This window comes from Neobacillus sp. DZ-9 (assembly GCF_059587065.1).
This window is the reverse complement of the sequence record NZ_JCAIOL010000004.1, coordinates 40277-60164: the sequence shown is the minus strand read 5'-3', so window position 1 is coordinate 60164 and position 19888 is coordinate 40277. Positions and strand designations below refer to the sequence as shown.

General features: G+C 39.9%; 15 protein-coding genes and 2 pseudogenes. 10 read left to right on the top strand and 7 right to left on the bottom strand.

Annotated elements, in window-relative coordinates:
* Window positions 1-76: 76 nt before the first annotated feature.
* The 7 genes from AC59HZ_RS12225 (at window position 77) to AC59HZ_RS12195 (ending at window position 9853) form a co-directional block, all read left to right on the top strand.
* Window positions 77-1297: an ATP-grasp domain-containing protein gene (locus AC59HZ_RS12225; protein ID WP_496546099.1), complete on the top strand. Its 1221-nt coding sequence runs from the start codon at window positions 77-79 to the stop codon at window positions 1295-1297.
* An 18-nt stretch (window positions 1298-1315) separates the two neighbouring features.
* Window positions 1316-3307, top strand: coding sequence for a hypothetical protein (locus tag AC59HZ_RS12220; RefSeq protein WP_496546098.1), 1992 nt, complete (start codon window positions 1316-1318; stop codon window positions 3305-3307).
* A gap of 39 nt (window positions 3308-3346) precedes the next feature.
* A complete protein-coding gene (argC, locus tag AC59HZ_RS12215; protein ID WP_496546097.1) occupies window positions 3347-4381 on the top strand; it encodes an N-acetyl-gamma-glutamyl-phosphate reductase in 1035 nt (344 codons plus the stop codon).
* A 67-nt stretch (window positions 4382-4448) separates the two neighbouring features.
* The gene (gene argJ, locus AC59HZ_RS12210; protein WP_496546096.1) at window positions 4449-5678 is read left to right on the top strand and encodes a bifunctional ornithine acetyltransferase/N-acetylglutamate synthase; all 1230 of its coding nucleotides are present in this window, start codon (window positions 4449-4451) and stop codon (window positions 5676-5678) included.
* A gap of 17 nt (window positions 5679-5695) precedes the next feature.
* Entirely contained in the window at window positions 5696-6469 is a 774-nt protein-coding gene (argB, locus tag AC59HZ_RS12205) for an acetylglutamate kinase (RefSeq protein WP_496546095.1), read from the top strand.
* Window positions 6466-7644 carry an acetylornithine transaminase gene (gene argD, locus AC59HZ_RS12200; protein WP_496546094.1) on the top strand — a complete coding sequence of 393 codons (1179 nt, stop codon included), beginning with the start codon at window positions 6466-6468 and terminating at the stop codon, window positions 7642-7644. Before argB ends, argD begins: the two co-directional genes overlap by 4 nt.
* Window positions 7645-8020: 376 nt before the next feature.
* The gene (locus tag AC59HZ_RS12195) at window positions 8021-9853 is read left to right on the top strand and encodes a hypothetical protein (protein ID WP_496546093.1); all 1833 of its coding nucleotides are present in this window, start codon (window positions 8021-8023) and stop codon (window positions 9851-9853) included.
* Window positions 9854-10142: 289 nt separating this feature from the next.
* Here AC59HZ_RS12195 and AC59HZ_RS12190 read toward each other — a convergent pair whose 3' ends face one another.
* A complete protein-coding gene (locus tag AC59HZ_RS12190; protein ID WP_496546092.1) occupies window positions 10143-11447 on the bottom strand; it encodes an alkaline phosphatase in 1305 nt (434 codons plus the stop codon).
* Between the two features lie 256 nt (window positions 11448-11703).
* Here AC59HZ_RS12190 and AC59HZ_RS12185 point away from each other — a divergent pair, with 256 nt between their 5' ends.
* The 3 genes from AC59HZ_RS12185 (at window position 11704) to AC59HZ_RS12175 (ending at window position 15423) form a co-directional block, all read left to right on the top strand.
* Window positions 11704-12846, top strand: a complete 1143-nt coding sequence (locus AC59HZ_RS12185; protein ID WP_496546091.1) for a glycosyltransferase family 4 protein — start codon at window positions 11704-11706, stop codon at window positions 12844-12846.
* 50 nt (window positions 12847-12896) lie between these two features.
* Window positions 12897-13889 carry a metal-dependent hydrolase gene (locus tag AC59HZ_RS12180; RefSeq protein ID WP_496546090.1) on the top strand — a complete coding sequence of 331 codons (993 nt, stop codon included), beginning with the start codon at window positions 12897-12899 and terminating at the stop codon, window positions 13887-13889.
* Window positions 13890-14340: 451 nt separating this feature from the next.
* Complete coding sequence (locus AC59HZ_RS12175; protein ID WP_496546089.1) at window positions 14341-15423, top strand: branched-chain amino acid aminotransferase; 1083 nt, start codon at window positions 14341-14343, stop codon at window positions 15421-15423.
* A 269-nt stretch (window positions 15424-15692) separates the two neighbouring features.
* On the opposite strand, the gene AC59HZ_RS12170 is transcribed toward AC59HZ_RS12175, so the two are convergent.
* From AC59HZ_RS12170 to AC59HZ_RS12145, 6 genes and pseudogenes are all read right to left on the bottom strand, one after another.
* Complete coding sequence (locus tag AC59HZ_RS12170; RefSeq protein ID WP_496546088.1) at window positions 15693-16343, bottom strand: phytanoyl-CoA dioxygenase family protein; 651 nt, start codon at window positions 16341-16343, stop codon at window positions 15693-15695.
* A gap of 202 nt (window positions 16344-16545) precedes the next feature.
* Complete coding sequence (locus tag AC59HZ_RS12165) at window positions 16546-17265, bottom strand: GntR family transcriptional regulator (protein WP_496546087.1); 720 nt, start codon at window positions 17263-17265, stop codon at window positions 16546-16548.
* Window positions 17266-17449: 184 nt separating this feature from the next.
* Window positions 17450-17629: pseudogene (locus AC59HZ_RS12160) on the bottom strand (sugar phosphate isomerase/epimerase); the annotation flags it as partial.
* 6 nt (window positions 17630-17635) lie between these two features.
* Window positions 17636-17740 (bottom strand): annotated as a pseudogene (locus AC59HZ_RS12155) (sugar phosphate isomerase/epimerase); the annotation flags it as partial.
* The gene (locus tag AC59HZ_RS12150) at window positions 17737-18780 is read right to left on the bottom strand and encodes a Gfo/Idh/MocA family protein (protein WP_496546086.1); all 1044 of its coding nucleotides are present in this window, start codon (window positions 18778-18780) and stop codon (window positions 17737-17739) included. The pseudogene AC59HZ_RS12155 and the gene AC59HZ_RS12150, both read right to left, overlap by 4 nt.
* 17 nt (window positions 18781-18797) lie before the next feature.
* Window positions 18798-19886, bottom strand: a complete 1089-nt coding sequence (locus AC59HZ_RS12145) for a Gfo/Idh/MocA family protein (protein WP_496546085.1) — start codon at window positions 19884-19886, stop codon at window positions 18798-18800.
* Between the last annotated feature and the right edge of the window lie 2 nt (window positions 19887-19888).

Genomic DNA, 19888 nt, shown 5'->3' with positions numbered 1-19888 from the left:
ATTACAATATTAAATTTTGCTACTATAGGGCTGTTAGGATCTTTTATATATTTCTAAATAGGGAGAGTTAATTCAAATGAAACAGAACAATGGAAAATTAACGGCAATACTTGGCTGGAGCCTGCAAGCAATTGAAGCAATTGACAAAATGAATCGACCATTTTTGGTCGTTGGTCCACCTGAATTTCAAAGTTTTGCTGACTCCCATGGCATCCAGTTTGTCCCATGGGTATTCTGCCACTTAGAGGAACGGGCGGATGAACTCTATGAAAAATTAAAGGATCTTAATACAACAGTAGCAGTACCGATATACGAAGAAACGGTCGAGTGGGCAGGTGCCATAAATGCAAGGCTCTGGAATAACCCGCGCATTTTCCATAAATCTCTGCTGCTCCGGGATAAAGGCTTGATGAAGCGTAAAGCCCAACTTGCCGGAATCCGTGTTGGAGTATTTGAAGAAGCAAACAACAAGGAAGATATCCGTTATTTTTTAAAAAGAATTAATGATGCACTTTGTAATATAGATGAGGATGACTTTGCCCCTATTCACGTTAAACCATTTGATAAGGCAGGCACAGTCGGACATTACATGATTCGAAAACTAGAAGATATTGACCAAATTGACGATTCAGAATTCCCGTTACTAATGGAAAGTCACCTAGAAGGTCAAGAATTCTCTTGCGAGGCCTTTATCCATAATGGAAAGGTAAGGTTCCTAAATATTACTGAATATGTAAAGTTAGGACATTCCAACTTCGTACCAGCTTCTCCTTCACTTGAAAAATGGAGACCCCAAATCAGGGAAGCGATTGAGAAACTTGTGGATGCTTTTGAAGTCAGATATGGCATTATTCATCCTGAGTTTTTCATTACTCAAGATGGGATCCTGAGCTTTGGCGAGGTAGCGAACCGTATTCCAGGCGGGCATATTTTTGAACATATTGAAAACGCATATGGGTTCAGCCCTTATCAAGGCCAAGTGCTTTGTTGTGACCCAGAGACAACCGAAGAAGAAATTGCGGCATTTTTCCCTGAGGAAGTGGTATCAGCAAGAGGGTATTCTGGTAATCTCATGGTCTATCCTAATGTAAAAGTCGTTGAAAAGCTGAACATACCTAATAATCTCAAAAACCATCCTTTTTTTGTAAACCATAATATGTTCATTCCTGTTACATCCAAAGTGGCAGAACGGGTAGGATTTGGTAATCATTATGGAACCATTTTCTTTTTTGGAGAAGATGCAGACGAAATGAGATCCATTTTGCAAGATTACGAGAAATACAATTTCTACCAATGATAAGGAGCGAATAAAAGGATGAGTACATTAACGAAAAAGAAAAAAAGAATGGGTAAACAAACAGTAGCTTTAAAGGGTAAATTTGATGATGCTTTAGACAGGCTTGATCAGGCGAAACCATTCGCAAAAAGCCTCTATCAAACAGATGTGTACCAATTAGCGATCGAACTTTCTTACTCCTACGATGGAATGAATATACTCTTTGAAAATGCTCATCGTTTTGATCAGGCTGGTGTCTTCCTTGGAGGTCAATGGGAGGATCCAACTAAAATGCAGCCTCCACTCGTTGGCGGTTCATTGAGGTCTAAACAGGGCTTCCATTCCATTATCGAATTGTTAAGTGAAATGAGAATGCTGGCTATTGCGAAAGGAAATTACATCCATGAGGGCCTGAGCAAGGAAGAAGCCAATGCCTTTTTAAATGAAGTCATGGCTTTGAATCTCGATCTTTTGTTCACACCGGAAACAGAAGAAGGCCGTATTTTAGAAGATCATACGATTCGGGCTCAAGGCTTATTCCAATACTTGGGTGAGCAGCTTTCATTTCGAGCAATCGGTTATCAAATTGTGCAGGAATTAGAACGCCTGTCTGTCCAGCGTCCTATTATGACAGGTCGCATATTAAGCATGATCAGCCTTTCTAAACAATTAATTAAAAGCGGTATTGATGAAAAAACGAGAGAAGGACTTGAAAAATATATAGATGCCGCAAATGCTCCAACACCTTTAAGTAAGGATGCGGCCGATCAAAGAGAATATAGACTCAGACTAGAAAATGCCAATGAAGATGAGTTGGAGTCAGAAGTGAATATTTTCGCAAAATCGATGAAAGAAATAGGTCTAGTATCACCCTATCACCCCGTTCTTCTTCGGTTCCTTAACCGGAAGAGTCCTGATAAAGTCCAGGCAGCCCTTGATCTCTCAGAAACAGGGATTGCGGGTTTCAACGCCAATCAACAACTGATCCATGACATCATCCAGATTTCGATTTATCCTGAAACACGTCAAGCTGTATATGGTCTTTCAAGAATGCTAGACCGAGGGGTGCTCACACAGGAACATGTACTTCCTGCCATTCGCCGTCTGTTTGATCTCCCTATTCATGCACAAGTACGCGAAGCACTTACAAAGTTTAAGGATGAACAAAGCGCGATCAGCCTAAACGGTCTTCTTATTGCTGGAGTTATGAGTATTCTTGGTCAGCCTCTTGGTGTCGGGCAAGGGAACAATCCAACTTGCCAGTCAGCTAGAGCCATTTCCCTCTGGAGTCAGCATGGAATCGGTCAACTGTTGGAATATATTGCTCGGGCAGCCCGTGACAATGATATTGATATGACATTTGAAGGAGAAACCATTCACTCAAGCCTCCTTATTGGAGGGCTAGCGGGTGTAATCGAGCAGGATTTGGATCCAATTTCGATGGTTCTCGTACCACACCTGGATAAAATCTATAACGAAATGATGAAAAGAACGCTGCTTCGCGGCGAGGACGGACATAAGTGGGTAAACCCGGAATTCTATGGTGCTTGGATTCCAAAGGGCTTTATCAATGCGATTGATCAATTGACACTCTATGTAACAAACTACTCTGCTTTTGTTAAGTTATTCTATGCTACACACCATCCTGATTATAATGAAGGCTATGAGATGATTTATCCGAATCCTGTTGGCATTCTCATCACAAACGTCCATGGGGAACTGCTCGGCCTACATGCTGTATCGATTCAAAGAATTAAAAAAGACCAGCACGGAAATGTTCGAATCTATTTTTACAATCCTAACAACGACAGCGGCCAGAATTGGGGGCAGGGCATTATTGCAAGTGTTTCAGGATTTGGCGAACTTGAAGGAGAAGCATCTCTTCCGTTCCACGAATTTGTATCGAGAATGTACGCCTATCACTATAACCCTTTCGAACAGGGTGACACCTATATGGTTGAACATAGTCTTGTTGAAGAAGTAGAAGTATTGGCAAGAGAAAGCTGGGGCAGAAATTATCATTGGGCATGATTTTTAGAACAATTTTTGACCAGTTCGAGGAGGATCGTAATGAAAGTATCTATAATCGGCACTACTGGATATGGCGGTGGCGAACTCTTTCGCATTCTACATCACCATCCTGTTTTTCGTATTCAATCCGTGCATACGACAAGAGATGAGATTCCATTAGATCAAGAGTTTCCACATCTGAACGGTTTTACAAACCTAACACTTGAACATATCGATGTGGAAAAAATCGCGAAGCATTCAGATATCGTTTTTATCGCCGCTCCATCAGGGGTATCTAGTAAGCTTGTTCCTGCCTTCTTTAGGACTGGCGTTCAAGTGATTGATTTATCTGGTGATCTGCGGCTAATCGATGGTCAAGAATATCGGAAATGGTATAAGCACGAACCGGTTGAAAGCCGTTTATTAGAAAAGGCTATTTATGGGCTGAGTGAATGGAATAGAGAAAAAATTATAGATGCGAAATTAATTGCTAATCCCGGCTGTTACCCTACTGCAACGTTACTGGGTCTTGCACCAGTGGTAAAGACGAGACTGATTGACCCCGATATGATTATCATTGATGCAAAATCCGGCGCCTCTGGAGCGGGAAGATCTGTATCTAAAAGTCTACTATTCTCGGAAATCAATGAAAATTTTCGAATTTATAAAGTAAACGAGCACCAGCATATTCCAGAAATCCAACAGCAGTTGAACCTTTGGAATGCAGAAGTTTCACCGATTACTTTCAATACTCATTTGCTGCCGATTACAAGAGGAATCATGGCTACCATCTATGTAAAACTAACAGAAAATATGAGTACTGATAGACTTATTGAATTATATAATGACCAGTATTCTGAGTGTCCATTTGTGAGGATCAGGCAGAAAGGGAATTTCCCATCTGTGAAGGAAGTATCGGGCTCCAACTATTGTGATATAGGGCTGCATGTTGACGAGAGGACTGGAAGATTAACAATCGTTTCTGTCATCGACAATCTTATGAAAGGAGCTGCCGGCCAGGCGGTTCAAAATGCCAATTTAATGAGTGGATTAAATGAAGAAACGGGATTAGAGTTTGTTCCCTTGTATCCTTAAGGCCCGGAATTTTTAATGGAAAAGCATATACCTTTAACTTCAACTCATACAAAATGGAGGATTTGGAATGCAAACACTGTTACAGGATAAAATCGTTGAAATTGAGAATGGGAATATATTGTCACCACAAGGCTTTACAGCAGCAGGAGTCCATGCCGGCCTCCGTTTTGCTAAAAAGGACTTAGGAGTCATTATTAGTGAAATCCCGGCTTCATCTGCAGCAGTATATACGACAAACCAATTCCAAGCAGCTCCTTTAATAGTAACTCGAGAAAGCATTGAGAATGAAGGGCTCTTACAGGCTGTTGTTGTAAACAGTGCCTGCGCCAATGCTTGTACTGGAGTAAGAGGTTACAAGGATGCATTAAAAATGCGCTCCTTAACATCTGAAAAGTTCAACATAAAAGAAACGTATGTGGCAGTTGCCTCGACAGGTGTCATTGGTCAGTTTTTAGATATGGATAAAATTGAAAACGGCATTCAAGTATTATCACCAGGCACTGAAAGCAGTGATGCAATAGACTTTCAAACTGCTATTCTCACAACCGATATCGTGAGGAAAAGCTGCGGCTACTCAAGCACCATTGATGGCAAAACCATTACAATTGGCGGAGCGGCCAAAGGTTCGGGCATGATTCATCCGAATATGGCTACCATGCTTGGTTTCTTAACGACCGATGCCGCCATCTCGCCTGATCATTTATCGACAGCCTTAAAACAAGTAACCAACCATACATTTAACCAAATTACCGTGGACGGAGATACCTCTACCAACGATATGGTTCTCGTAATGGCGAATGGGCTGGCAGAGAATGATCCGTTAACTCCTGAGCATCCCGAATGGGAAACATTTGTTGAGCTTTTAACAAGGGCTTGTGAAAATTTAGCCAAGCAAATTGCCACTGATGGTGAGGGAGCTACAAAGTTAGTGGAAGTTGAGGTTTTAGGGGCAATGGATCCTGAGGAAGCAAGATTTATTGCCAAACAAATTGTTGGGTCAAATTTAGTCAAAACAGCCATATTTGGAGCAGATGCCAACTGGGGACGCATTATTGGCGCGATTGGGCAGACAAAAGCGGCGATTAACCCTTATACAGTCGATATTGCCATCGGCCCGATCCAGATGCTTGAAAATAGTGTACCATGTGTGTTTTCAGAGGATGAAGCGCAAGATTATTTGAACCAGCCATTTATTAAGATTTTGGTTGATCTGCATGTGGGGAAAGGAACCGGCAAAGCCTGGGGCTGTGACCTATCCTATGACTATGTCAAAATCAATGCCAGTTATCGTACGTAAGGGCCGGTGAATTGGGGATGAGATATATTGTTATCAAATGCGGCGGCAGTGTTTTGGACGAGTTAACCTCTTCTTTTTTCACAAGTCTTTCCGAACTGGAGGGTCTGGGTTATAAACTAGTGTTTGTCCATGGCGGGGGCCCTGATATTAATGAAATGCTCGAATTATTCAAGGTAGAACCGCAATTTGTAAATGGGCTGCGAAAAACGGATGAGCGGACATTAAAAATTGCTGAAATTGTACTATCAGGCCATACGAACAGAAAGCTGGTGGAAATGCTCCAGCAGCACAACTTCAATGCAATCGGCATCCATGGAAGCGATGGATATTGTTTACAAGCTGATTATTTAAACCTGGAAGAGCTTGGGTATGTTGGCGAAATCATTAAAGTGAATACACAAATCTTTCATCTTGCCATGAATGGAAACTACATTCCAGTCGTTACCCCAATCGGCATTACGGAAGACGGACAAAAACTTAATATTAATGCAGACTTTGCGGCAGTAAATGTGGCGAAGGCCCTTCGTGCTGAACAATGCCTTTTTGTTACCGATGTGGATGGAGTATTCATTGAGGGTTCTCTCGCTAGCAGCCTTTCGAAAGAAGAGGTCAACACCTATATTGCAAAGGGTGAAATTAGCGGAGGGATGATTCCGAAAGTTCAATCAGCGCTTAATGCTGTAGAAAAAGGCGTTGAAAGCGTCATGATCGTATCAGGTAAAAAAGCATTTTTTGAAAATGGCAAGTGGAACGGTACGAGAATTTTTCAAAAGGAGCCGATTACAAAATGAGTCACTTATTCCCTACCTATTCTCGCTGGGAGATTGAACCTGAAATTACCGGCGGCAGTATGATGATAGATAAAAATGGAAAAATTTATCTTGATTTCACTTCAGGGATAGGTGTCTGTAATCTTGGACACCGCCCAAAAAATGTTGAAGATGCCGTACTTAAGCAGCTCAATCAATATTGGCATGTTTCGAATTTATTCCAAAGCAGCACCCAAGAGACAGCCGCAAAAATGCTTGCAGAAGCTTCCGGTCTGGATCGTGTTTTCTTTGCCAACAGCGGTGCTGAGGCAAACGAGGCCGCCATTAAACTGGCACGTAAAGCAACAGGAAAATCGAAAATTATCACTTTTAAAAATTCCTTTCATGGCCGCACCTTTGCAACCATGTCAGCTACCGGACAAGAGAAAATAAAGCATGGGTTTGGGCCAATGCTCGAAACATTTGTTTATGTTTCCTATAATGATATCCAAGCCGTTCAAAGAGAAATCGGATATGACGTTGCCGCCGTCATGATTGAGGTTGTTCAGGGTGAAGGCGGCATTCATGTTGGAAAGAAAAATTTTTTACAGAGTGTTGAGCAGCTTTGTAAACAGCACGGTGCCCTTTTCATCATTGATGAAATCCAAACAGGAATTGGCCGAACTGGGAAACCCTTCGCCTTCCAGCACTTTGAATTAGATCCAGATCTCATTACATCAGCGAAAGGATTAGGAAGCGGATTTCCGATCGGCGCTGTAATTGGGAAGGAAAAACTTGCACCATATTTTGGTGCGGGAAGCCACGGCTCGACCTTCGGCGGAAACCCAGTCTCGATAGCAGCTGCTATTGCTACGATGGAGACTATATTTAAAAAGGAATTTTTAGAGGAGGTAGTTGATAAAAGTGAGTTTTTCTTTAAGCAGCTACATAATCTAAAACACTTAAGCACGATCTGGGAGATAAGAGGACTTGGGTTGATGGCCGGAATCGAATGCACAATACCCGTAACGACACTTTTAGCCAAGCTTCGAAATATAGGGCTTATCGCATTGCCAGCTGGCGAGAAGGTCATTCGGTTATTACCACCGCTGACTGTATCAAAAGCACAATTGGAAAATGGAGTGAACATGATTAAAGAAATTCTTGAAAAAGAAACATTCACCCATAATGAAGATGAAAGGTTAGTAAAATATTAATAAGCCCCAAAAATCCATATGACCCGAAATATCATTTCGTGGTCCTTTTTTTGCATTAATGCATGGGGGTTTTCTTATCGCCCCCCTGCCCATCTCCTAAAGGCAGGTCAAACAAAAAAGATTTAATATTTGAAATATTAATTATTATGTGTTAAATTAATCTAATAAAAACTTCAATTTAAAGAATATTCATAATATCAAACAAACCATTTCTCCTTGTAATTTAACTTTCCTCAGTTCAACTGCTAACTTTAGCTGAAACGTCATCTCTTCTTTATCTAATCGATGCATTTGTTTTTTCATCCAATAAGTAAATCTCTTTCAATATAGCCAATACGATACTGTAAAGGAAATTTTCTGGAAAGGAAATGGACATATGGGACTTTTTCTGTTTACTTCAGAGAATTCTTTTCAAAAAGCTCTTAAGCAGCTATCGCAAACTTCTGCCCTTAATAAAAGTGTATTTCAACAAGCAGTTCTCGAGGAAGCTGCTGCCCTTCTCACAGAACCTAATGGAATAGCCAAGATGTATAAATATGCTCATCTCTTTGATGAAGCTGGGTTGTTTGCCGGAAAGCCTTGGGAGAATGTCCGCAAGCTCAACCCCGTTCTTGTTAGAGGCACCCTCCATGCCGGAGGTAATACTTCAGCAGCCGAGGCATTAAGCGAACTTAGAATTCTCGCCATTGCCAGAGGTGAATATGTGCATCCAGAAATGTCGGCGCAAGAAGCAACTGAATTTTTATCGAAGGTTATGGCTTTAAACTTGGATCTGCTGTTAATGAAGGAGACCGAAGAAAATCGAGTCATCCAGCTTCACAAGGATAAACAAGCGTCAGAAATTTTAGGATTTATCTCAGACCACTGTTTTTCGCCGCTTGTTTATCAAAGCCTTTATCAGGAAATCGATAATCTTGCCGTCCAAAGACCCATTGTTACAAACAAAATCCTGAAATTGATTGCCAGCGCAAAAAGATTAGCCAGCTCCATTGATAAAGCAGATTCAAGCCAATTTCATTACGAAAATGTCGTATATTCTCCCGCGGATATGGCGGCAGCGTCAACTATTAAAAATTATGAAAATAAATTGAGAGCAAGTAATGATTTATTACTAATCCGGGAAGCCAGCCAGCTGCAGGCTTCCATGAAACAAACCGGGCTTGTTTCCCCATTCCACGCGTTATTTTTAAACTATATAAATAAGGAAAAAACCGATTTGCTTCAGAGTATACTGTGTGTGGACGACACATCCAAGGAAAACCTGCGTTTGAATCTGCCTATTATTTCTTCTCTCATCCACTCTGCCATTACAATCAAAACAAGAAGAAGCATTTATGGTTTATTACGCCTTCTACAGAGAGATATATTTACGAGAGGACTCATCAGTGAAATCGAAAGGCTTTTACAGGTGCCTCTCCATGATAAGATTAAAAATACACTTACAGCCGTTCATAAAATAACAGATAAAGATAGACTTCGGTCCCTCCTAGTTTCGGAAGTGATAAGCATATTAGGGCAGCCCCTGGGGATTGGCCAAGGGTTTAACCCGACATGTCAATCGACTAGAGCCCTCAGCTATTGGTCACAAAAAGAGCCTGTCATGCTGCTCTCAATGTTTAATGAATTTCTGGAAAACGGAAAAATCACCATTAATTTTGAGGGAAGAATCATTTCTTCTGATACACTCCCGCATATTTATCTGAGTGATCAGGACAATATTGATACTGTATCGTTACTTTTAATTCCGCATCTTGATTCTATCTATTTTGAGATGTTAAATGCTGCCAAAGGACGCGAGAGTGATCCCCATAAATGGATCAATCCCTCATTTCATTTAAAAGGAATATGGAAAGAGTTTTCAGATGCATTCACTGACCTAGAGTTTAAAACCAAATTCCGCCAACACTATCACCCATTAAACAATCCAAACGTCAATGAAGGCCTCCCTCAGCCAGCAGGCATAACTATATACAACCATTCTGGTCAAGCGCTTGGCGCCCATGCAATACTTATTCAAAGAGTGGAGCCAGACTCAGATGGCTGTATTCGCGTTTATTTTTACAACCCGAATAATGACAGTCTTCAAGTGTGGGGAAACTCCATTAGAACAAGCGTTACCGGTAATGGTGAATATGAAGGTGAGTCATCTCTTTCATTTGATGACTTCCTACACTGCTTATATGCTTTTCATTTTCCAAAGCAGGATTGATGGATTTTAATAATAATCGAGCATCTTCTGATAGAGAAGATGCCTATTTCTGTTTCAGAAGCGCCGTTTAGACTCTAAGCTGTTTTGTGTTGAAAACACCCTGAAAGTCAAATAAATCCGTAATGCTAAGAACGGTCTACCCGTCTAGAGTACACCGTATGCTTACAGATAAAAAACTATTTGGGATATGACTTGTTAAGTGGACCGAAGGCTCAGGTGACAGTTTCTTCTCCTTAAAAGGATGGTGAATAAAATTCATTTCAATCCTTCTCCTCTTATTAGCATTCTATTAATCAATAATCTGAAAAAGAATCTTTGCAATTTCACTATTTTCCATTCTGCCGCTAAACAAATGTCTATTGAGACCATAGGCATAAATGGGAACATCCTCTCCCGTATGCCCTTTTGTTGTCCAACCCGTGCTAGAATAGTGATTGATGATGTTAATCAGTGCCTGCTTTGTATCCTCCACTTCCAATTCCAATGATGTTTGGATGGTTTTCAATTCCTCTTCATGTAGCGTAAAGTGCATATGATGCTTTAAAGTCTCCATATCTTTTGTTTCATACAATCGTGTGGCAATCACGAAGGGAGTGGAGGTAATCGATTTAATGACACTTGGATTCCATTTATAATTATCATTACGATCGATGCTCATCCCTCCGGTCGAGTGATCAGCTGTCGCAATAACAATTGTATCTTCCCGATTTACCGCAAACTGTATTGCTTCTTTAAAAGCCGCCTCAAAGTCTTTCACCTCGCTCATTGCACCTACGATATCATTGTCATGACCTGCCCAATCAATTTGACTTCCCTCTACTAAAAGAAAAAAACCATTTGCATTTTGCTTCAAGCGTTCAAGGGCGGCTTTTGTCATTTGGGCAAGGGATGGAACAGTCGGACCGCGGTCAATCTGTTTTGGCAGTTCAATAGGGGCGAATAAGCCAAGCAGCTGCTTGTTCTTGTTCATAACAAGATCTTGTAAAGTTGTGACATATCCAAAATCATTTCTAACAAACTCTTCTATTAAATTTCGGTCTTTTCGATTGAAATAAGAAGTGCCTCCCCCTAGCATCACATCGATTTTCTGTTTCCCTTCAATTCGTTCATCCAGATAGTCATCGGCAATTTGATCATATTGTTCTCTCGATTCGATGTGTGAGGCAAATGCTGCCAATGTTGCGTGATTAATCTGGCTCGTTCCAACGAGACCAGTAGATTTGCCGCGAAATTTAGCATATTCTAAGATCGTTGGTACGGTTTGTTTATCAATGTTTAAACCGAGAGCTCCATTATAGGTTTTATACCCTGTCGATAAAGCAGTACCAGCTGCTGCAGAATCCGTGATATTACTTTCAGTATCTAATGAGTAAGTGGATTGAGAGCCAACAAAGAATTGGTCAAATATAGTGGGGTTCATTAATCCATGTTGAGAATCATGATTAAAATAGCGCAGTCCTGTGGTATAAGAAAAACCCATTCCATCACCTATGAGTAAGATGACATTTTTTACTTTTTGGGTTCCGATATATTTCACAAAAGGACTAAATGGATTTAATCGAGAATCATGCTGCTGAGCGGTGGAATTTAACAAAATAAACAACACCTTTCATGTATGAATTTAACTTTCCTTTACTACGTATAACACTCCTTTTATAACATAAAAAAAGGTAAAGCAAATACGTAATACAATACTTTTACGAAAAATCAAAAGATTCTTAACAATGAAGTTGCTTTTATTAATAAACCAAATCTTTACAAGAAATTAACAGTATCTCAAGAAGAATAACTACATTTATCAAATACAATAAAGGGGAATTTATCATTTGGAGTAAAGGGTGAGTATGTATATGAGAATTGCTATTTTCACTGATACCTTCCATCCAGACATCAATGGGGTTGCGCGGACGCTGAAACATTTTACCAACTACTTAGATGAGCAAAACATTACTTACAAAGTCTTCGCACCGGATTCTCGTTCAAACGAATATATTTCTGCTCATATTCGCCGCTTTAAAAGCTTCTCCTTTTTCTTATATCCTGAGTGCCGGCTCGCATTTCCCAACCTCTTTCGCATCAAAACTGAATTAGAAGATTTTTCACCCGATATCATCCATGTTGCTACACCATTTAACATGGGACTTTGCGGTGTCTACCTTGCCAAAAAACTCAATATTCCACTAGTCGGCTCCTATCACACCGACTTTGATTATTACTTACAGTTCTATGACCTTCAATTTCTATCAAAAATCGTTTGGAAATACATGAAATGGTTCCATAAACCATTTAAAAGATTATTTGTCCCTTCTAGTGAAACGTTAACGCAACTCAAACGACAGGGATTTGCTAATTTAGAAATCTGGCCTGGCGGAGTCGATTGCCAGCTTTTTCACCCCTATTACGAAAAACAGGCTATTCGTGAGGAATTGGGGGTTTCAAAAAAGTACCTTCTTACCTATGTAGGCCGGTTAGCACCAGAAAAAGATGTGAAAACACTTCTAACCGTTGCTAAAGCTCTGCCTGCGGAAATGCATGAACGAATTCAATGGTACGTTGTTGGAGACGGTCCACTAAGGGAAGAACTTCAAAAAGAAGCGCCTTCTAACATGACATTTACAGGATATTTAACAGGAGAACGATTAGCGGAAATCTACTCGGCATCAGACTTATTTGTATTTCCTTCTCCTACTGAAACCTTTGGAAATGTCGTGATTGAAGCACTGGCAAGTGGTACACCCGCAATAACCGCCAATTCCGGTGGTGTAAAAAATATTATTAAGTCAGGGGTAACAGGCTATTTGTGTGAAACGGGCAATGAAGCGGAGTTTGTTAATGCCATTTTGAAGCTATTAGAAAATGATAATTTGCGAAGCCAATTAGGGATAGAGGGAAGAAATTATGCACTGACACAAAGCTGGGAGAAGATCTTTACCCAATTAATTTGGCATTACAGGAGCGTTGTTGAGGAACCTAAGATACCAAAATACGCTTGATTATTACTTCGAGATGGTTTAAACAATCCACAAACTTAAGGAGTGATCGAGTGGATACATTTTCACATATTGTGATGGGCTTAGGTATTGGGGCTCTGGCTCAAATAGACCCTGTAGTTGCCGAAAATTATCTCTTAACACAAGCAGTCGTTTTAGGTGCAGTTATTGGTTCCAATGCACCTGATTTTGATATTCTTTATCGATTAAAGGGAAAGGGAAGCTATTTCAGAAATCACAGAGGCCTGTCACATTCACTTCCTGCTCTTCCTTTATGGGGCATCATAGTTTCAGGCTTACTCTATCCATTCTTTGGTGGACCAGGATTTCTCCATCTATTTTTATGGACATTATTGGCAGTGATTCTACATGTGCTGTTTGATTTATTCAATGTGCACGGAACGCAAATCTTGATGCCCTTTTCCCGAAAATGGATTGCCTTTGATGCGCTCCCTTTAATCGACCCCTCTATTCTATTGCTCCATTTTCTAGGGTTTTGTTTACTCTTAATTTATCAACCAGGAATAACCTTTTTGATCATATATGTATTTATATTTTTATACCTTTGGCTAAGAACTTTTTCAACAGCTACAGCAAAAAAACACTTACAAGAACACTTTATTAGGGCAGTCCGTATCAAGTTAATTCCCTGTTTAGCCCCATTTAAATGGAATATTATCATAGAAACAGATTCGGATTTCTTATTCGGTGTATATTCAGATAATAACCTTGCTATTGAACATACTCTTTCCAAAAAAATCGATTTTCCAGTATTGGTTTCAGATAGTACAAACAACCAGTCTGTTTCGGATTTTCTCTCCGGTACAACATTCGCATATCCATTTGTTGTTGTTAAAAAGAACGGATATTTAGTCTTTTGGAAGGATCTCCGTTTTCGAACAAAAAAATTTTTTCCTAACCTTGCTATCATGTTTATTTCCTCTGACTTCAAAATTAAGAATAGCTTTATAGGAAAGATAAACACGATAAAGCAATACAAAAAAGTGTTAAGAAGCTTAACGAATTCCTCTTCATCTATTAAGTAAAATCGAAATGGACATCTTTAGATTCTGAAGATGTCCATTTTTAATTATTACTAAGTGGTGATGAATGTTCATTTAACAAGCTTAGGGAGAAATATTATTTCACCTCATTGAATATATATCACATAAGTAAAAAAACAATTTCACTGGAAAGGGGCAAATGAGTTATGGAGTATTGCATTTCTTGTGGAATGGAATTGTCGATTATGGAGAGGAATAGGGCTGAATGCTGGGAGTGCAGGGATACGACCACGGAAGCTTATGAGGAGGAAGAGTAGATTTCCATGCGCCAACCTAATGAATTAGGTATTTAAAAAGCTGCTTCTGAGACTTTTGTCTGGGACAGCTTTTTTAATATCCAAAATAAATTTGCTTTAGGGTGTCCCGGTCACGGTTTAAATTCCATTGGTGTATAATAAAAATTGTAAACAAGAGAATGGATAGAGGTGTGTTCATGAAACAAGAAATTGCATTTTTTCAAAGAGAAGAATTAAAGGTAAAGCCAGATTCCGCATCACTTGGTTTCGGGAAGTATTACAGCGATTACATGTTTGTTATGGATTATCATGCCGACCTCGGCTGGCATGATCCGCGAATCATCCCTTACGCTCCATTAACACTTGATCCAGCAGCCATGGTTTTTCACTATGGACAAGCCATCTTTGAAGGATTGAAGGCTTATAAAACAGCAGATGGAACCATCCAGCTCTTCCGTCCCGAAAAAAACATGCGCCGTTTGAATGAATCCTGTGATCGGTTATGCATCCCCCAAATTGATGAAGATTTTTTATTAAAAGCGATTAAACGATTAATTTTTACAGAAAAAGATTGGATTCCTGAAGGTGAAGGACAATCCCTTTACATTCGCCCGTTTATTGTCGCAACGGAGGCCTATCTTGGAGTCCGCCCTGCCCGCCAGTATCAATTGCTCGTCATTCTCTCGCCATCTGGAGCCTATTATGGCGACCAATTAAGCCCTGTGAAAATATCTGTCGAAGAGCAGTACGTCCGGGCCGTCATCGGTGGAGTCGGCCATGTAAAGACCGCTGGAAATTATGCCGCCAGCCTGAAAGCACAGGAAAAGGCCGATGCAAATGGTTATGCCCAAATTCTTTGGCTGGATGCGAAAGAGAATAAATATGTTGAAGAAGTTGGCAGTATGAATATATTCTTCAAGATCAATGGCGAGGTGGTAACACCCAAATTAAATGGCAGTATTTTACCTGGTGTAACCCGCGATTCAGTAATTCAACTACTAAAATATTGGAATGTGCCAGTGCGCGAAGCGAAAATTTCAATTGAAGAGGTTTATGACGCCCATAAGCGCGGTGAATTGGAAGAAGTCTTTGGTGCAGGAACGGCAGCTGTTATTTCTCCCGTAGGCGAATTAAACTGGAATGGTCATACCATCGTCATCAATGATCATCAAATCGGCCAGTTATCCCAGGACATCTATGATGAAATTACCGGAATACAACTTGGAAAAAAAGAAGATCCATTTAATTGGACGGTCAAAGTCAGTCCTGTTGAAATTTAATCAATATCGGTTTGCTTAAATTATGCCTTCTTAATAGAAGGCTATTTTCTTGAAAATATTCGCTCTATGAACTCATATATGCCTATATAAATGAATTTACTATCCCCATTTAGATAAATTGTAAAAACAGGTAATGATATATAAAAGAGGGCGGATTCTCGGCCGCCCTAATAATATGGTTTATCGTCTCTTCACACTAATTTTTAAAATAATCGTGTTATTAAGTTCTATAAATTCTAATACTATCGCTATATTTCGATGAAGTGTAATTATGATAAAGAAATTTTATTCTTTAAATCTTCTCTTTCAATGGTTGAATCATGCCGAATATAGTGGCACACGTAAGATTTGCGCCATCTGTCTTCTGTACGGTTTCTCCCAGAGGAATGAATCAGTAAATTATGGAAGAAAACGATATCTCCGCTTTCCATTACAACGGGTATTTGTTTTGACAAATCTGCGCCTTCCGTTTCGTCCGTCCATTCTTCATGCTCGTTTACATCCTTTACTCTTCCATGAGGAAGTAATCCTTCCTTATGACTTCCGGGAATGACCCATAAACAACCATTTTCCTCATCAACATTTTCCATCGCGACCCACGCTGCTGTTAACGTATTCGGCTTGTTATCAATATAGTAATAATCTTGATGGGCAGCTTGTCCAGGAGAACCTGGGGATTTATAAAAGTACATACTTTGAATACCAACCGCTTCATCGCCTAAAAGCTGTGCTAAAGCATCACGAATCATTGGCAATTTCATCATTTGTAATGAAAAGCCATCGTGCAAATGAGGGTTAAACAAACGCACTGAGAAACGATCCTTGTCACTAATTTCATGCCCTTTACGCGGATGCGCCCAATCTGGTAAATTCTCAGCGGAACGAATAGTGTAAATATGAGAATTAAATGCTTGAATCAAATCATTACTACAACCATTCTTAATACCAGATAGCCGTCTTCTTCATATTGTTTGACTTGTTCAGGACTTAATGGAGATGTTCGTTTAACTGATACAGATTCTAACATAATAATCCTTCCCTTCACTTTAATAAATCTAACAGTCACCAAAAATAGTAAAAGAATTTTCCGAAAAAACAAAATACACTTATACACCCTTTTATTTATTTTAACTCAATTGTATAAGTAAATTTATCTCCTCTAGCAATGGAAACCGTATATTCAATAATCTCTGCTTGTTCAAACGTAGTTCGCTTTAACAAAAGGCATGGAGAGCCCTCACCAATATGTAGCATTTCTGCTTCATCATTACGAGCACTAACCGCTTTAAAGCTTTCTAGCGCATTCGTAATATTCACCTGGTGCTTCGAACGAAAAATTTCATACATTGGTGTTTGTTCCAATTCTTCACTCGAAAGATTCTCAAAGCGTTTTACTGGTATATAGGATGTTTCATATAACATCGGCTCTTGATCAGCTAGTCTTAACCTTGTAATGATATACACTTCATCTTCCGATGTAAGGTTCATAACCCTGGCTATATTGCTATCACAGAAACTTTTTTGGAAAGAAACAACCTTTGTTGAGGGATGTTTCCCTGCTTTTTTCATTTCTTCTGTAAAGCTATAAAACTTCACAAGGCTTTGATTGTGTACCTTCGTTGATACAAAGGTTCCCTTGCCGTGGATTTTATAGATGTATCCTTCTTTTTCTAATTCCTGTATGGTTTGCCTTACTGTTGTACGGCTAACCTTGTAGGATTCACATAATTCACGTTCAGAAGGCAGACGATCATTTTCAGTAAACTCGCCCTGTTTAATTTTTTCTAAAATGATATCCATTAATTGATAATATAATGGAAGTCGATTATCTTTTTCTATCACGATTAGCTCCTTAAGTGGTATCTATGTCATTACCAGTTTTCTATATTATACATAATGCTGGAGCATTTACCACTTCTTTTCATAATAGAAATTTTTTTGTTGAAAAACATTGAAAATAAGTAATCCCTCACCTATTAGCCACTTCCATATTATGAAAGTTGCTAATAGATTAATAGCCTTATTGTTATGCCCACCACATATTGCCCGCTGATTCACGAATCAAGACTTCGTTCAAGTTTTTCACAGCACGTGATAAGCCTTCGTCAATTTACATCAATGCATCTTCATGTTCGATGCTGACAACAAAGTCATAGTTATACATACGGAGCGCACTCATCATATCGGACCATTCCTGCATGCTGTGTCAGCAGCCGGTCCCGATTTCCACTGCATTAAGCCCCGAAGCTTTCACATGATCGAGCATTTCTTCAAAGGATTTATTGGCAAACAAAACGGTAAAGACGCCTAATTTCATTGTGCAAACACTTCTTTCTTTATAGAAACAATTCGTTTCGTTTCTTGCGATTCAAGTGCTCCTAAAATGATTTGCAGTGATTTCATTCCCTCTTCACCACAAATAAGTGGTTTTTTATTTTCTTCGATGCTTTCAATAAAATGGTTGATTACATGCGAGGTAGACTGTCCGCCTTCCTCATTTGTCTGGATCTTATCAAGCTTATGATATACGATGCTTCCATCGCGATATTCTTCAATCAGTGAATATTCAGGATCAGCCTCTAAACGCAATATTCCTTTTTCACCGTAAATACTGGTCGAATTATCTCCGCCTGTCACATAAGCCCAGCTTGCGGCAAGCGTTCCAATGATGCCGCTTTCTGTTCGTAAAATACAAACAGCGTTGTCATCTACTTCTGTGTTTTGTTTCGCATTCGTTTCAATGAATGCTCCAACTTCGGTAAACTCTCCAAGTAAATAGCGCATTAAGTCTGCTTTATGAACTCCAAGGTCACCCATTGCCCCGATAAACGCCTTCTCTTTATTAAAGAACCAGCTTCCTGCTCCATCTACACTCCAGCCTTCTGGGCCTGGATGGCCGAACGTGGTTTTAAAGCTGTAGACCTTTCCAAGCTTGCCGCTTTCAATAATATCTTTTGCTTTTTGATGGGAAGTAACGAAACGCTGGTTATGTGCAATCATTAGCTTTTTATCATTTACTTTTGCTGCTTCAATCATTGCTTCCGCTTCTTCTTGTGAAGTAGCCATTGGCTTTTCGCAAAGAACATGTTTTCCGGCATTCAATGCATCAATGGATACAGGTGCGTGCAGATAGTTTGGAAGGCAGACGCTGATGGCATCAATCTCATCCAGCTTTAATACTTCCTTATAATCAGTGAATGCCTTGGCACTATACTCTTCTGCCATTTTCTCCGCACGTTCTGCGACAATATCACAAACCGCAACAATCTCTACATTTTTATTGGCCTCATATTCTGGCAAATGACGATATTTTGCAATACTTCCACAACCTATAACTCCTACTTTTAATTTTCTCATCTTCAAGTTCCTCCTTGTTATTGTGAAATATGTTCTTTATTTAATAAAGGCGGCCGATTGCAGGTGCTTTCCATTATGTAATGGCTTCCCTGTTCAGAAGAACGGTGAATGCCGTGCATAATTTCGAGTACATGCAAGGCTAGATCCCCATTTGCGCGTGGCAGTCTGCCTATTTCGATGGCTTTTGCAATATCTGCAAGCCCAATTCCCCGTAAATTATCGAAAGCGTCTCCTGCAGGTTTCATTTCTTTCCACTCTTCTTCATTGTGTCTTTTGACTAAAAGTGGAAGATTAAATTGATTCGGATCCGGCAAACTGATGGTTCCGTTTTCTCCATATATTTCAATGAATGGTGTTCGTGCTGCCGATACATCAAAACTAGTCGTAATGGTCGCGCTGGCACCGTTTACAAAATCAAGAATACCTGACACATGTGTTGGAATTTGAACAGTAATTTTTTCTCCATATTTTTCCTTGTTCGTGATCATGCGCTCAGGGAAGGTAATTCTGGCTGAACCGGCAATCCGTTTAACTGGACCCAATAAGCTTATGAGTGCGGTAAGATAATAGGGACCCATATCGTACATTGGACCGCCGCCCTCTTGATAAAAAAATTCAGGATTTGGATGCCATGACTCAGGGCCGTGTGACATCATAAACGCTGACGCACCAATGGGTTTACCGATGACACCGTCTTCAATTAGCTGTCCTGCAAGCTGAATGCTTTCACCTAAAAACGTGTCAGGCGCTGAACCCACTGTAACTTTGTTTTTGCGTGCTGCCTCTACAATCCGTTTTCCATCTTCAAATGAAATGGCAAGGGGCTTTTCTGAATACACATGTTTCTTATGTTTGATAGCCTGCAATGCTATAGCTGCATGAGCGTGAGGCACCGTTAAATTTAATATGATATCGATGTTCGTCGAAGTCATCATTTCTTCCACAGTTAACACTTGTTCAATATCGTATTTTTCAGCGGTTTCTTCTGCTTTCTTCATATCCAAATCTGCGCAAGCAATGATATTGAATTCCAGAAAGCGACGGCCGTTTTCTAAGTAGATACCGCTTATGTTTCCGCAGCCAATAAGGCCCACATTTAATGTCATCT

Bases quoted from the DNA above. Each gene is read 5' to 3' on its own strand.
- AC59HZ_RS12225 (WP_496546099.1), top strand. From the start codon at position 77: ATGAAACAGAACAATGGAAAATTAACGGCAATACTTGGCTGGAGCCTG.
- AC59HZ_RS12220 (WP_496546098.1), top strand. From the start codon at position 1,316: ATGAGTACATTAACGAAAAAGAAAAAAAGAATGGGTAAACAAACAGTA.
- argC (WP_496546097.1), top strand. From the start codon at position 3,347: ATGAAAGTATCTATAATCGGCACTACTGGATATGGCGGTGGCGAACTC.
- argJ (WP_496546096.1), top strand. From the start codon at position 4,449: ATGCAAACACTGTTACAGGATAAAATCGTTGAAATTGAGAATGGGAAT.
- argB (WP_496546095.1), top strand. From the start codon at position 5,696: ATGAGATATATTGTTATCAAATGCGGCGGCAGTGTTTTGGACGAGTTA.
- argD (WP_496546094.1), top strand. From the start codon at position 6,466: ATGAGTCACTTATTCCCTACCTATTCTCGCTGGGAGATTGAACCTGAA.
- AC59HZ_RS12195 (WP_496546093.1), top strand. From the start codon at position 8,021: ATGGGACTTTTTCTGTTTACTTCAGAGAATTCTTTTCAAAAAGCTCTT.
- AC59HZ_RS12185 (WP_496546091.1), top strand. From the start codon at position 11,704: ATGAGAATTGCTATTTTCACTGATACCTTCCATCCAGACATCAATGGG.
- AC59HZ_RS12175 (WP_496546089.1), top strand. From the start codon at position 14,341: ATGAAACAAGAAATTGCATTTTTTCAAAGAGAAGAATTAAAGGTAAAG.
- AC59HZ_RS12150 (WP_496546086.1), bottom strand. From the start codon at position 18,780: ATGAGAAAATTAAAAGTAGGAGTTATAGGTTGTGGAAGTATTGCAAAA.
- AC59HZ_RS12145 (WP_496546085.1), bottom strand. From the start codon at position 19,886: ATGACATTAAATGTGGGCCTTATTGGCTGCGGAAACATAAGCGGTATC.